We start from the raw sequence: 12,824 nt of genomic DNA, 5'->3' as shown, positions 1-12,824 counted from the left end.
GCGATGCCCAGGATGTCAGGGTTCGGCCGGCGGGCGGTGGCGCGGTGACCGTCAGGGCCGGGGAGACGTTCGGGACCGGCCGCGCGGTCCGCGACATCGAGGCGCTGCTCGCCGGGCCCGTACCGGCCGAGGGGCCGACGGTGGGGGAGGGCGATCCGGACACCGGGGAGTGGAGCGCGACGGCGGGCGAGGGCTTCCGGATCGTGCCGCTCTGGGAGAGCGACGACCTGGTGGGCGTGTACGCGCGGGAGTGGGAGGAGGCCGAGGAGGCCGCCTCGGGTCATCTCGCCGCGCTGGTGGCCGAGTCGGACCGGCGCTGGGGCGCCCACCGGACCGTGGGCATGCGGGTGCCGGTCTTCCGCGACCGGGCGGGCGAGCCCCTGCCGCCGCTGTACCGGGCGCTGTGCGACACGGACTGCCTCGGGGACCTGGCGGTGTGGGGTCCGGTGGACGGCCGGTGGCTCGCCGTCTCCCTGAACCAGTGCGACGGCGACGCGCCGATGATCCTGGTGGCCGTCGTCAGCGACCGGCCGATCGCCGAGCTCGACGACGGGGAATGAGAGCCCCCGCTCCCGCGTTGTGCACGGGGAGCGGAGGGCGGCTCCGCCCCACGCGAGCGGTACGTACGAGGACACGGAGAGAAGAAGAGACATGCGCGTCGAGATCTGGAGCGACATCGCCTGCCCCTGGTGCTACATAGGGAAGGCCCGCTTCGAGAAGGGCCTGGCGGGGTTCGCCCACCGCGACGAGGTCGAGGTCGTGCACCGGTCCTTCGAGCTCGACCCCGGGCACGCCAAGGGGGAGACCGCGCAGGTGATCGACATGCTGGCGCAGAAGTACGGGCGCACCCGTGACGAGGCGCGGGCCATGGAGGCGAACGTCGCGGCCAACGCGCAGGCCGAGGGGCTCGGCTACCTCACCGAGGGCCGGGACCACGGCAACACCTTCGACATCCACCGGCTGCTCCACCTGGCCAAGGCCCGCGGCCGCCAGGACGAGCTGCTGAGCCTCGCCTACCGGGCGAACTTCGCCGAGGAGCGGTCCGTCTACGACGGCGACGTCCTGGTCGAGCTGGCCGTCGAGGCCGGTCTGGACGCCGACGAGGCGCGCGCCGTGCTCGCCGACCCGGAGGCGTACGCCGCCGAGGTGCGGGCCGACGAGCGGGAGGCGTCCGAGCTGGGGGCCAACGCGGTGCCGTTCTTCGTGCTCGACCGGCGCTACGGCATCTCGGGCGGCCAGCCCGCCGAGGTCTTCGCCCAGGCGCTGGAGCAGGCGTGGAAGGACCGCCCGCTCACCGCCATCGGCGGGGACGCCGCGGCCTGCGACGCCGACGGCGCCTGCGAGGTCCCGCAGACCTGAGGCGCGGCGCCCCCGGGGCCGTTTCCGCCGGTACGGACGAGCGGCACGGACAGCGGCACGGATGAGCAGTGCTTGGGTGTTCCCTTCAACTTTTCGCAATTGACCAGAGGTTGAGGGGGCCCCAGGCTGGGCGCATGGAGACTACTTCGCTCAGCAGTGCGGTGGACGGCGAGTTCGCACCGAGGACGACCTATCTCAACACCTCCACCTGCGGGCTGCTGCCCCGGCGGACCGTGGCGGCCGTGCGGGCGCTCGCCGAGGGGATCGCCTCGGGCATCACGGACGGTTCCGGCGACTCCGGAGTGGTGGAGGCGGCCCGGGGCGGCTTCGCCCGCCTCGCCGGGGTCGACGCCGCCCGGGTCGCCGTCGGCAGCTCGGTCTCCGTCCATGTCGGGCTGATCGCCGCCTCGCTGCCGCCGGGGGCCGAAGTCGTGGCGCCCGAGGGCGAGTTCAGCTCGGTCGTCAGTCCCTTCGCGGTCCGTGGCGACCTCAGGGTGCGCTATGTGCCGCTGGACCGGCTGGCCGACGCGGTGGGGCCGGACACCGCGCTGGTGGCGTTCTCCGCCGTGCAGTCGTCCAACGGCCGGATCGCCGACCGGAAGGCGGTGCGCGCGGCGGCCGCCGCCCACGGCGCCCGGACCCTGCTCGACGCGACCCAGTCGGCCGGCTGGCTGCCGCTGGACGCCGGGGAGTACGACTACACCGTCACCGGCGGCTTCAAGTACCTGCTCTGCCCGCGCGGCGCATCCTTCCTCACCGTCACCGAGGAGGCGCAGCGGACCCTGCCGCCGGTCTTCGCCGGGATGTCCGCCACCGACGACCCCTGGGGCAACACCTACGGCCCGGTCGAGCAGCTCTCCCGGACCGCCCGGCGCTACGACGAACCGCCCGCCTACCTCTCGTACCACGGCGCCGAACGGTCCCTCGCGCTGCTGGGCGAGGTCGGGGTGGACACCATCCACTCCCATGTCACCGGGCTCGCGGCCCGTATGCGGGCGGGGCTGGCCGGGCTGGGGCACGAGGCGGTGCCGGAGGAGTCGGCGATCGTGGCCGTGCCCGGACTGGGCGAGCGGGAGCCGGAGCTCGCACGGGCCGGAGTGGTGGTCTCGAACCGGGCGGGAAGCCTGCGCGCGTCCTTCCACCTGTACAACACGGAGGCGGATGTGGACCGGGCCCTGGACGTGCTCTCCCGCTGAGCCCGGCCGCCGGGGGGTCAGCGGGGGCCGGGGCAGTCCCCGTCCCCGGCCTCCCGGCAGAGGTTCGCCTCGACCTTGGCGAGCAGCCGGGCCAGCTCCTCGCGTTCGGCGGGTTCGAGACCTGCGAGGGTGCGGCCCTCCAGGTCCGTCCAGGCCCGCCGTACGTCGGAGTGGAGCGCGCAGCTCTCGTCGGTCGCCTCGACCAGGACGGCCCGGCGGTCGTCCGGGTCGGGGCGGCGGCGTACGTGCCCGGCCTGTTCGAGGCGCTGGAGCATCTTGGTGACGGTGGAGGGGTCGAGGTCGACGGCCTTGATCAGCTCGGCCTGGCGCACCGGACCGGCGTCCCACAGGCACATCATCACGAACTCCTGACCCGGGTAGAGCCCAAGTCCCCTGAGCAGCCTGCCCGCGGCGATCCGGTGCAGCCGGGCGACCCGGGAGAGCGCGTGACCGACCGGCCCGCCCAGGGCCGCGCTCGGCAGGCGGGTACAGGCGGGGTCGGCGGATCCGGTGGGCTCGGCCTGCATGGGGACTCCTCGGGGCGGTGCTCCGGCCGGGCCGTTGCCGGGTCCGGCGGCTTTCTGCGAACTTTACATTGGTCGGCCAATCAATGGGCTACAGTGACGCGAGCGGAGATAGTTGGCCGACCATGTAAATATTTGAGGAGCCCCCATGACCACCGCGTTCGATCCCATCGACCTCGCCGGAATCCAGCTCGCCAACCGCATCGCGATGGCCCCGATGACCCGCAGCCGGGCCGGTGAGGGCGGCACCGCCACGGATCTCGTCGCCGAGTACTACGCCCAGCGCGCCTCGGCCGGCCTCATCATCACGGAGGGCGTCCAGCCGTCCGTCGTGGGCCAGGGCTACCCCGCCACCCCGGGGCTGCACAGCGCGGAGCAGGTCGCGTCCTGGCGCCGGGTCACCGACGCAGTGCACGCCGCGGGCGGCCGGATCTTCGCCCAGCTCATGCACGCGGGCCGGATCGGCCACCCGGACCTGCTGCCGGACGGACTGACCCCGGTCAGCGCCTCCCCGGTCCGGCCCGCCGGCCAGCTCTTCACCGGCACGGGCCTGGAGGACTTCACCACCCCGCGCGAACTGACCGGCGACGAGGTCCGGCAGACCATAGCCGACTTCGCGACGGCCGCCCGCAACGCGGTCGACGCCGGTTTCGACGGGGTCGAGCTGCACGGCGCCAACGGCTACCTCATCCACCAGTTCCTCGCCCCCAACACCAACCTGCGCGAGGACGAGTGGGGCGGCTCGGACGAGGCCCGCATCCGGTTCGCCGTCGAGGTGGTCAAGGCCGTCGCCGCCGAGATCGGCGCGGCGCGCACCGGGCTGCGGATCTCGCCCAGGAACCCGTACAACGACATCGACGAGCCCGCCCCGGAGGCCATCTACACCGCGCTGGTGCGGGAGATCGAGCCGCTCGGCCTCGCCTATCTGCATGTGATGGAGGCGGTGGAGATCCGTGAGCTGACCCTCGCGCTGCGCAAGCAGTTCTCCGGCGCCTTCATCCTCAACGCCCTGACGGACGGGCCGACGGGCCCGGACGACCACACGGTCGTCGACGACGGGATCGCCGACCTCGTCTCGTACGGCGCGCTGTTCATCGCCAACCCGGACCTGCCGGCCCGGCTGAAGGCCGGCGGCCCGTTCAACACCCCGGACACCTCGACCTTCTTCGGCGGCGACGCGAAGGGGTACGTCGACTACCCGGCGCTCGACGCGTCCTGAGGCCCGTCCCGTGTTACGCGGGGCCGGTCCCGTCCAGCGGTGCGCCGTGCCACTTCCACGAGGTGAGGCGCGGGTGGCCGGGCAGCTCGCCGCGGCCGGTCGCCCAGCGCAGCACCGCCCACCGGTCGTCGTCCTTCGGCGCGTCCGGGAAGAGCCGGGCCAGCACCCGGTCGCAGAGGGCGGCGGGAGGGTTCCAGCCGATCCCCAGGCCCGCGGCGAGGTCGTGCATGTGCACCAGGGTCTCCACGATGCCCATCGCGGCGAAGCCCTCCGGGTCGGACACCCCGTAGGAGTGGTACGAGCGGAGCTCGGGCGAGGCCGTCCGCACCATGGAGGCGAGCAGCGCGCCGCTCGCCTCCAGTGTCCGGAGCAGCCCGGCGGGCCCGGCCGTCCGGTCCGCGAAGACCGCGTTCCACGGACCGCCCTCGCGGTCGGGGCCCCAGCGGTAGGGGACGTACGCGTCCAGCGACGGCCGTCGCGGGCCCAGTTGGGCCGCGTACGAGAAGAGGTCGTCGCTCAGGTGCTCCGCGGTCTCCCAGCAGGTCCACTCCAGCGATCCGGCCGGAATGTCCCAGTCGGTCACCGGGGACTCCAGGAGCGCGTCGACCGCGAGGCGCACCGCGGTGGTCACGTCGTCCGCCGTGACCGGCGGCCGGGCCCCGGTCAGGGCCGCCCGTTCCGCCGCACCGCACTCGACGCACAGCTCGTTGCCCTCGGGATCGGCGAGCGTCGCCCAGCCCCGCCCGTCGGGCCTGCGGTGGTCGGCGACGAGGGTGGCGCCGAGGCCGAGCAGCCGCTCGACCTCCTCGTCCCTGGTCCGGTCCTGTGGCTGGATGTCCAGGTGGACGCGGTTCTTGGTGCTCTTGGGCTCCGGCACCTGGATGAACAGCAGCGCGGCACCGGGCGCTTCGACGAGCGCCTCGGGATCGCCGGGGGCGTCCTGGTCCGAGAGCCGCGTGCCGAGCACCTCGGCCCAGAAGCCGGCGAGCCCGTAGGCGTCGGCGCAGTCGATCGTGATGTGACGCACGAGTGAGGTCATGGGACTCACTCTCTCCGGGCGGGATCGCGGCGGTCCACCGACTTACGGCGCGGGGAGGGCGGTGCGACGACCGCCGCACCGCCCTCCCCGTCCCGGACCGGCGGGGTCTCACCGCACCGGTGTGAAGTCCCGCGCCCCGATGAACTCCGGCCGCCGCGCCGGTGCCGCGAACGGCTCCCCGGCGGCGTTCTCCACGCTGTTGAAGACGATGAAGACATTGCTGCGGGGGTACGGCGTGATGTTGTCGCCCGAACCGTGCATGCAGTTGCAGTCGAACCAGGTCGCCGAACCGGCCTTGCCCGTGAAGAGCTTGATGCCGTGCCGGTCGGCCATCTTCGTCAGCGCCTCGTCGGACGGGGTGCCCGCGTCCTGCATCTTCAGCGACTGCTTGTAGTTGTCCTTCGGCGTCTCGCCCGCGCAGCCGAGGAACGACTTGTGCGAACCGGGCATGATCATCAGCCCGCCGTTGGTGTCGTGGTTCTCGGTCAGCGCGATCGACACGGACACCGCCCGCATGTTCGGCAGACCGTCCTCGGCGTGCCAGGTCTCGAAGTCCGAGTGCCAGTAGAACCCCGAGGCGCCGAAGCCCGGCTTGACGTTGATCCGGGACTGGTGGACGTACACGTCCGAGCCGAGGATCTGACGCGCCCGGCCCACCACCCGCTCGTCGCTCACCAGCCGGGCGAAGACCTCGCTGATCCGGTGGACCTCGAAGACCGACCGTACCTTCTGCGACTTCGGCTCGATGATCGAACGCTCGTCGGCCCGCACCGCCGGATCGGCGATCAGCCGGTCCAGCTCGGTGTGGAGGACGGCCACCTCGTCGGGCGTGACCAGCTGGTCCACGGTGAGGAAGCCGTCGCGCTCGAAGGACTGGAGGTCCTTCGCGGCCACCGGGCCCGGGGCGCCCGGCGCGGACCAGATCACCGGGTCCTGGCGGGGGGTGATGATCTCGGCGGCGCCGCGGCTCGGATACAGATCGGTGCGCGCATCGGTGGTCATGGCTCAGCCCTCCTCGGTGAGCAGCGGGTAGACACCGTTCTCGTCGTGCTCCTCCCGCCCGGTGACCGGTGGGTTGAAGACGCAGACGCAGCGGAAGTCGGTCTTCGGCCGCATGGTGTGGTGTTCATGGCCGTTCAGCAGATACATCGTGCCGGGGGTGATCCAGTGCTTCTCGCCGGTCTCGTCGTTGGTGAGCTCGGCCTCGCCCTCGACGCACAGCACGGCCTCGATGTGGTTCGCGTACCACATCGACGTCTCGGTGCCCGCGTACATCGTGGTCTCGTGGAGGGAGAAGCCCACCTTCTCCTGGGCGAGCACGATGCGCTTGCTCTCCCAGGTGCCGGAAGCGGCCTTCACATGCCGGTCGGTGTTCTCGATGTCACTGAACGATCGGACGATCACGGTGGTTCGGTGCCTTTCTCTCTGCGGTGGTGCTTCTCGTCGGACCCGCGCCGTGGCGGGTCCGGGATCAGGCGGTCTCGCGGACCGCGCGGGCCAGTGTGCGCAGCCCCTCGTCCAGCTCGTCGGGGGTGATGGTCAGCGGCGGCAGCAGCTTCACGACCTCGCTCTGCGGGCCGGAGGTCTCGACCAGGAGCCCCAGTTCGAAGGCGCGGGCGCAGATCGCGGCGGCGCGCGAGGCGTCGGTGAACTCCACGCCCCACACCAGGCCGCGGCCGCGGAACCGCGCACCGAGCCGGGCGTGTTCGTCGCAGATCGCGAGGAGCGTCTGCTCGATCTGCTCGCCCCGGGCCAGGGTCTGCTTCTCCATCTGGCCGTCGGCCCAGTAGGCGTCCAGCGCGGCGGTGGCCGTGACGAAGGCCGGGTTGTTGCCGCGGAAGGTGCCGTTGTGCTCGCCCGGTCCCCAGATGTCCAGCTCCGGGTTGAACAGGCAGAGCGACATCGGCAGGCCGTAGCCGCTGATCGACTTCGACAGGGTGACGATGTCGGGGGTGATGCCGGACTCCTCGAAGGAGAAGAACGCCCCGGTGCGTCCGCAGCCCATCTGGATGTCGTCGACGATCAGGAGCATGTCGCGGCGTCGGCACAGCTCGGACAGCGCGCGCAGCCACTCGGGGCGCGCCACATTGATGCCGCCCTCGCCCTGCACCGTCTCGACGATCACCGCGGCGGGCTTGTTGAGCCCGGAACCCTGGTCCTCCAGCAGCCGCTCGAACCAGAGGAAGTCGGGCACCCGGCCGTCCAGGTAGTTGTCGAACGGCATCGGGGTGCCGTGCACCAGCGGGATTCCGGCCCCGGCGCGCTTGAAGGCGTTGCCGGTGACGGCGAGCGACCCCAGCGACATGCCGTGGAAGGCGTTGGTGAACGAGACGATCGACTCGCGCCCCTTCACCTTGCGGGCCAGCTTCAGGGCGGCCTCGACCGCGTTGGTCCCGGTCGGGCCGGGGAACATCACCTTGTACGGGAGGTCGCGCGGGCGCAGCACGTTGTTCTGGAAGGACTCCAGGAAGGCGCGTTTCGCGGTGGTGGCCATGTCGAGGCCGTGGGTGATGCCGTCCCGTTCGATGTAGTCGATCAGCGCGCGCTTCATGACCGGGTTGTTGTGGCCGTAGTTGAGGGAACCCGCGCCGGCGAAGAAGTCCAGATAGGTGTGGCCGTCCTCGTCGGTCAGCCGGGCGCCCTGCGCGCGGTCGAACACCGCGGGCCAGCCGCGGCAGTAGCTCCGTACCTCCGACTCCAGGGTCTCGAAGACGCTCAGGGCGGGCGGGGTGATGGTCACAGGGATTCTCCTGCTCGAAGGGGGGTGTGCGTCGGGCTCGGACGCGGGCGGGCTCGGTGGCGCTCAGGCGTGGAACGGGCCGATGCGGTACAGGACTTCGGGCAGGTGCGTGCCCTCGGGGAACAGCTCGCCGTCGAAGAGGACCGTGCGCTCCAGGGCCACGTCGTGGCGCTGCGCGTAGGAGGTGAACAGCCGGTCCGAAGCGGTGTTGTCCGGGGTGATGGTCGTCTCGACCGAGGCCAGGCCGTGTTCGGCGGCGACCCGCGAGGTCAGCGCGTCCAGCAGCCTGCCCGCCAGGCCGGTCCCGCGGTGGCCGTGGTCGACGGCCACCTGCCAGACGACGAGCGTCCCGGGGCGGTCCGGCCGGAGGTATCCCGTCACGAAGGCGACGGGCTCGCCGGCCTCGTCGCGGGCGACCACGGAGGTCGCCGAGAAGTCACGGCACCACAGCAGGTAGCTGTACGAGGAGTTGAGGTCCAGGACCTCGGAGTCGCGGGCTATGCGCCAGATCGCGGCTCCGTCCTCCACTCGTGGGGCGTCGATGCCGATGAATTCGGTGCGGGCACGGGCAAAATCTGCTGGTGCGGCGGTCATGCGAATTGAATTTACCCAGCAAATTCCGAAATTGCATCGATGCGAGGGGTTGGGCGAGGCGGCCCGCTGTGTTATCAGGCGGGCGCGTGCGCCAGCGCGACCCGGTGGCGATTTACCCTGTTTTGGGGGCCATTTATCCGGCATAACGGCTCCGGTGTGGAGTCGGTCACATAGGTGTAACTCTCGGGTGACGCAACGGAATTGTGTGGCAGGGACCTCGGGGAACCGGGGTGTTTAGGGTCCAGGAAAGCGGGCAGAAGAATGCGGGGAGCTGCTCTGAATGAGGCAGCTCCCCGCATTTATGGAATAAGCGCGATCCGGCGCGTATTTATTCGCTCGGCCAGGTTTCCGGGACGGCCTTGCGGGCAGCTTCGAAGTCGACCTGCCGGCCCGTGTCGGCCAGCGCCGCCCCCAGAGCCGCGAGCGAGGACAGCACCGCGCCCCGCGTCGCGTCCACCCCGTAGTGATTGACCCGGATCATCTCCTTGGACAGCGCGCCCCCGCCCGCGATCAGCGGCAGCGACGGGTCGGCCGCGAGCGCCCGCGCGACCAGCCCGGCGGCGTCGACCCCCTCGGGCGCGCGCAGCGTCGTCGCGACCGGCGCCGCCTCCCCGGCCTCGTGCACATACGGCGAAAGGCCGCCGCCGAGCGCCACCGCGCCCGCCCGCGTCGCCGCGGCGGCCGCGCGGTGACGGGCCATCAGCGCGTCCAGCCCCTCGGCCTCGATCCGCTCCACACAGGCCTCCAGCGCCAGCATCTCCAGCTGGGCGGGGGCGTGCAGCAGGGCCTTGCGGCCGCCGTCGATCCAGCGCTCCTTCCAGTCCAGCAGCGAGAGGTAGGAGTGGCGCGGGGCCTCGGGGTTGGCGGCGATCCGCTCCCAGGCGCGGCCGCTCACCGACACCGCCGACACCCCGGCCGGGCCGCCCATCGCCTTCTGCGCGCCGATCACGCAGAGATCGACGCCCCACGCGTCCGGCAGCAGCGGTTCGGCGCCCACCGAGGCGACGGCGTCCAGCATGAACAGCGCTCCGTGCGCGCGGACCACCTCGCCGATCGCGGCGACCGGATTGGTGTTGCCGGTCGCCGCCTCCGCGTGGACCAGGGAGACGAAGTCGATCTCCGGGTGCTCGTCCAGCGCCCGCGCGACCTGGTCGGCGGTGACCGCCGTGTGGAAGGGCACCGCCAGATCGATCACCCGGGCACCGCAGTCCCGCAGCCAGTTCCCGAAGGTCTGCCCGTACGGCCCGGTGACGACGTTCAGCGCGGTCGAACCGGGCCGGGCGGCGCCCCGGATGCAGCCTTCGAGGGGGAGCAGCGCCTCGCCCTGCATGATGACGACGTCCTGCTCGGTGGCGAGGAGGCCGGCCACCCGCTGCTCGATGGCCGCGAAGTGCGCGGCGGTGAGCGGGGCGAGGTCGAGGAACGGATGCGTCACGGTGGTGCTCTCTTCGGGTCGGGTCGGGTGTGGTCGGCCGGTTCGCTGCGCGGTGGCGCGTACGGACGGTGCTTCCGTCGAAAGCGTACCCAGGGCCCCGCGCGCCGCCTCGTACAGTGCTGCCCATGAGTGATCACAAGGCATCGCAGGTGCTGCACGTGAAGGGGCGGGTGCTCGTCGGTCCCGAGGACGTCCGGGACGACCTCTGGGTGGTCGACGGGCGGATCTCGTACGGGAGACCGCCCGGCGCCGACGGGGCGGTGACCGTCACCGGCTGGGCGCTGCCGGGCCTGGTGGACGCCCACTGCCATGTCGGGCTCGACCACCACGGAGCCGTCGACGCGGCCACCAGCGAGCGGCAGGCCCTCGCCGACCGGGAGGCGGGAGCCCTGCTGCTGCGGGACGCGGGTTCACCGGCCGACACCCGGTGGATCGACGACCGCGAGGACCTGCCGAAGATCATCAGGGCCGGGCGGCACATCGCCAGGCCCCGCAGGTACACCCGGAACTACGCCCATGAGATCGAGCCGGACCAGCTGGTGGACTACGTCGCCCAGGAGGCGCGCCGCGGCGACGGCTGGGTGAAGCTGGTCGGCGACTGGATCGACCGGGAGGTGGGCGATCTGACCGCCTGCTGGCCGCGCGAGGAGGTCGCGGCGGCCATCGCCGAGGCGCACCGGCTCGGCGCCCGGGTCACCGCGCACTGCTTCGCCGAGGACTCGCTGCGCGATCTCGTCGAGGCGGGCATCGACTGCATCGAGCACGCCACCGGGCTCACCGAGGACACCATCCCGCTCTTCGCCGAGCGCGGGGTCGCGATCGTCCCCACCCTGGTCAACATCGCCACCTTCCCCTCGCTCGCGGACGGCGGCGAGGCCAAGTTCCCGCGCTGGTCGGCCCATATGCGCCGGCTGCACGAGCGGCGCTACGACACCGTGCGCGCCGCGTACGACGCCGGGGTGCCGGTCTTCGTCGGCACCGACGCGGGCGGAGTGCTCGCCCACGGGCTGGTGGCGGACGAGGTCGCCGAGCTGGTGAAGGCGGGCATCCCGGCCCTGGACGCGCTCTCCGCGACCACCTGGGGCGCCCGGCAGTGGCTGGGGCGGCCGGTGCTGGAGGAGGGGGCCCCGGCGGACCTGGTGGTGTACGACGAGGACCCGCGGGCGGACGTACGGGTGCTCGCGGCGCCGCGGCGGGTGGTGCTGAACGGGCGGGTGATCGGCTGAGCCCGGCGGCCGCGTGGCCGGGGTGCGCGGTGTTGACGGGCAGTGACCGGAGCCCTGCCCCGTCGTTGAGACACTTTCCGTGCACTCCGGCGCAGTCGGCCCCGGAGCCCTCCGCGCTCGGCGGATCGGGTGACCCCGAGGAACGCACGTACCGAGATATTCGAATACAGGCGCGGAAACCCCCCTTTGGGGTGAACTCACGTCAGGTGTCCGCCAGTTCACCCTCCGTGCGTAAAGCTTTCGGGGTCGAGGCCACCGGAGCTCTCGATGTCCCCCATTGGACAGCGCCGGTGGCTCCATGTCTCTTGTGGGGGTTCCACCACCTTGAACAGCAACACCTTCCGCCTGGCCGCCCTGGCGGTCGCCGCCGCACCCGTCGCCCTGCTGGTCGCCGCCCCGGCGCAGGCCGCCGACGCGAGCACCACGACCACCGGCGGCGGGAAGGCCGGCGCGGTCGTGCTCCGTACCGCACTCGACGTCTCGCTCCTGAACAAGACGATCGACGTACCGCTCAGGGCCGCGCTCAATGAGGTGAAGGCGCCCGCCGACGCCAAGGAGACCGCGCTCAGCGTGCGGCTCGACGGAGTGGACGGCGGCCGGCCGGTGAGCGTGCTCGCCGCCGACGTGGCCACCTCGAAGGCGACCGTCGACAAGCACCGGGCCGAGGGCTACAGCAACGTGGTCAAGGCCCGGGTCCACGTCCCCGGACTGCCGCTGCTCTCACTGATCGAGGTGGAGAAGGTCACCTCCAGGGCCGTCTGCGAGGCGGGTCACAAGCCGGTCGCCGAGTCGAACGTCCTGGGGCACGTGTCGGTCCTCGGCAAGCGGATCGACCTCAGCGCGGGCGGCACCACGCGGATCAGCGTCCCGGCGGTCGGCGACGTGACCCTCGACCTCTCGAAGACGCACACCACCTCGCGTACCGCCGCGGCGACCGCGCTGCGGCTGAAGGTCTCCGTCAACCCGCTCAAGCTGAACGTCGCCGACGTGCAGGGTGAGGTCACGCTCGTCGAGGCGACCTGCGAGACGCCGAAGCCGGGCGGCGGGGACAACGGCGGTACGAGCAACGGCGGTACGAGCAACGGCGGTACGAGCAACGGCGGTACGAGCAACGGAGGTTCGGGCAGCGGGGGGTCGGACAGCGGCGGTTCGCACAGCGGGGGGTCGAGCGACGGCGGCTCCGGCAACGGCGGCTCCACCAGCGGAGGTTCCGGCGACGGAGGTGCCTCCGGCAACGGCGGCAGCACCACCGGTTCCACGGGCGGCGGCCACAGCGGCGGCGGTGACAGCGGCGGGGTGAAGCCGCAGACCGGCACCGGCCACGAACCGGCCGCCGGCTCCAACCTCGCCGAGACGGGCAGCAGCTCCACCACGCCGTACCTCGCGGGCGGTGCGGCCGTCCTGCTGGCGGCGGGCGCCGGGGCGGTGGTCGTGGCCAGGCGCCGCGCCCGGAGCTGACCCTCCCGAGGGCGGGGCAGCCGGTGCGGGTTCC

Annotated in this window: 13 protein-coding genes; 6 read left to right on the top strand and 7 right to left on the bottom strand. The window is 72.2% G+C overall.

What is annotated here, in order from left to right:
• Positions 1–44 precede the first annotated feature (44 nt).
• From ACFVFH_RS00400 to ACFVFH_RS00390, 3 genes are all read left to right on the top strand, one after another.
• Positions 45–560: a hypothetical protein gene (locus ACFVFH_RS00400; protein WP_383761307.1), complete on the top strand. Its 516-nt coding sequence runs from the start codon at positions 45–47 to the stop codon at positions 558–560.
• Positions 561–651: 91 nt separating this feature from the next.
• The gene (locus ACFVFH_RS00395) at positions 652–1,359 is read left to right on the top strand and encodes a DsbA family oxidoreductase (RefSeq protein WP_383761304.1); all 708 of its coding nucleotides are present in this window, start codon (positions 652–654) and stop codon (positions 1,357–1,359) included.
• A 134-nt stretch (positions 1,360–1,493) separates the two neighbouring features.
• Positions 1,494–2,555 carry an aminotransferase class V-fold PLP-dependent enzyme gene (locus tag ACFVFH_RS00390; RefSeq protein ID WP_383761301.1) on the top strand — a complete coding sequence of 354 codons (1,062 nt, stop codon included), beginning with the start codon at positions 1,494–1,496 and terminating at the stop codon, positions 2,553–2,555.
• Positions 2,556–2,572: 17 nt separating this feature from the next.
• Here the strand turns inward: ACFVFH_RS00390 and ACFVFH_RS00385 are convergent, their stop codons facing one another.
• Positions 2,573–3,082, bottom strand: coding sequence for a MarR family winged helix-turn-helix transcriptional regulator (locus ACFVFH_RS00385; protein WP_383761298.1), 510 nt, complete (start codon positions 3,080–3,082; stop codon positions 2,573–2,575).
• 145 nt (positions 3,083–3,227) lie between these two features.
• Between ACFVFH_RS00385 and ACFVFH_RS00380 the strand changes: the two genes are divergently transcribed.
• Positions 3,228–4,298 carry an alkene reductase gene (locus tag ACFVFH_RS00380; RefSeq protein ID WP_383761295.1) on the top strand — a complete coding sequence of 357 codons (1,071 nt, stop codon included), beginning with the start codon at positions 3,228–3,230 and terminating at the stop codon, positions 4,296–4,298.
• 13 nt (positions 4,299–4,311) lie between these two features.
• On the opposite strand, the gene ACFVFH_RS00375 is transcribed toward ACFVFH_RS00380, so the two are convergent.
• From ACFVFH_RS00375 to ACFVFH_RS00350, 6 genes are all read right to left on the bottom strand, one after another.
• Positions 4,312–5,337, bottom strand: coding sequence for a VOC family protein (locus tag ACFVFH_RS00375; protein ID WP_383761292.1), 1,026 nt, complete (start codon positions 5,335–5,337; stop codon positions 4,312–4,314).
• 108 nt (positions 5,338–5,445) lie between these two features.
• The gene (gene thpD / locus ACFVFH_RS00370) at positions 5,446–6,339 is read right to left on the bottom strand and encodes an ectoine hydroxylase (RefSeq protein ID WP_383761289.1); all 894 of its coding nucleotides are present in this window, start codon (positions 6,337–6,339) and stop codon (positions 5,446–5,448) included.
• 3 nt (positions 6,340–6,342) lie between these two features.
• Positions 6,343–6,741: an ectoine synthase gene (locus tag ACFVFH_RS00365; RefSeq protein WP_093539722.1), complete on the bottom strand. Its 399-nt coding sequence runs from the start codon at positions 6,739–6,741 to the stop codon at positions 6,343–6,345.
• 67 nt (positions 6,742–6,808) lie between these two features.
• Positions 6,809–8,077 carry a diaminobutyrate--2-oxoglutarate transaminase gene (gene ectB / locus ACFVFH_RS00360; RefSeq protein WP_383761286.1) on the bottom strand — a complete coding sequence of 423 codons (1,269 nt, stop codon included), beginning with the start codon at positions 8,075–8,077 and terminating at the stop codon, positions 6,809–6,811.
• Between the two features lie 63 nt (positions 8,078–8,140).
• Positions 8,141–8,671, bottom strand: a complete 531-nt coding sequence (ectA, locus tag ACFVFH_RS00355) for a diaminobutyrate acetyltransferase (RefSeq protein WP_383761283.1) — start codon at positions 8,669–8,671, stop codon at positions 8,141–8,143.
• A gap of 328 nt (positions 8,672–8,999) precedes the next feature.
• Positions 9,000–10,106 (bottom strand): pyridoxal-phosphate-dependent aminotransferase family protein, encoded by a 1,107-nt coding sequence (locus ACFVFH_RS00350; protein ID WP_383761280.1) that lies wholly within the window; start codon positions 10,104–10,106, stop codon positions 9,000–9,002.
• A gap of 149 nt (positions 10,107–10,255) precedes the next feature.
• On the opposite strand from ACFVFH_RS00350, the gene ACFVFH_RS00345 reads away from it, so the two are divergent.
• Both ACFVFH_RS00345 and ACFVFH_RS00340 read left to right on the top strand, forming a co-directional pair.
• Positions 10,256–11,332, top strand: coding sequence for an amidohydrolase family protein (locus tag ACFVFH_RS00345; RefSeq protein ID WP_383763465.1), 1,077 nt, complete (start codon positions 10,256–10,258; stop codon positions 11,330–11,332).
• Positions 11,333–11,656: 324 nt separating this feature from the next.
• Positions 11,657–12,790 carry an SCO1860 family LAETG-anchored protein gene (locus ACFVFH_RS00340; RefSeq protein WP_383761278.1) on the top strand — a complete coding sequence of 378 codons (1,134 nt, stop codon included), beginning with the start codon at positions 11,657–11,659 and terminating at the stop codon, positions 12,788–12,790.
• Positions 12,791–12,824 lie beyond the last annotated feature (34 nt).

The sequence above is a fragment of the Streptomyces sp. NPDC057697 genome (assembly GCF_042799335.1).
GTDB lineage: Bacteria > Actinomycetota > Actinomycetes > Streptomycetales > Streptomycetaceae > Streptomyces.
The sequence above is the reverse complement of the archived record's forward strand: the minus strand, read 5'-3'. Positions and strand labels throughout refer to the sequence as shown.

Excerpts from the sequence above, each read along its gene's own strand:
- ACFVFH_RS00390 (WP_383761301.1), top strand. The coding sequence starts at position 1,494 with ATGGAGACTACTTCGCTCAGCAGTGCGGTGGACGGCGAGTTCGCACCG.
- ACFVFH_RS00375 (WP_383761292.1), bottom strand. The coding sequence starts at position 5,337 with ATGACCTCACTCGTGCGTCACATCACGATCGACTGCGCCGACGCCTAC.
- ACFVFH_RS00385 (WP_383761298.1), bottom strand. The coding sequence starts at position 3,082 with ATGCAGGCCGAGCCCACCGGATCCGCCGACCCCGCCTGTACCCGCCTG.
- ACFVFH_RS00395 (WP_383761304.1), top strand. The coding sequence starts at position 652 with ATGCGCGTCGAGATCTGGAGCGACATCGCCTGCCCCTGGTGCTACATA.
- ACFVFH_RS00380 (WP_383761295.1), top strand. The coding sequence starts at position 3,228 with ATGACCACCGCGTTCGATCCCATCGACCTCGCCGGAATCCAGCTCGCC.
- ectA (WP_383761283.1), bottom strand. The coding sequence starts at position 8,671 with ATGACCGCCGCACCAGCAGATTTTGCCCGTGCCCGCACCGAATTCATC.
- thpD (WP_383761289.1), bottom strand. The coding sequence starts at position 6,339 with ATGACCACCGATGCGCGCACCGATCTGTATCCGAGCCGCGGCGCCGCC.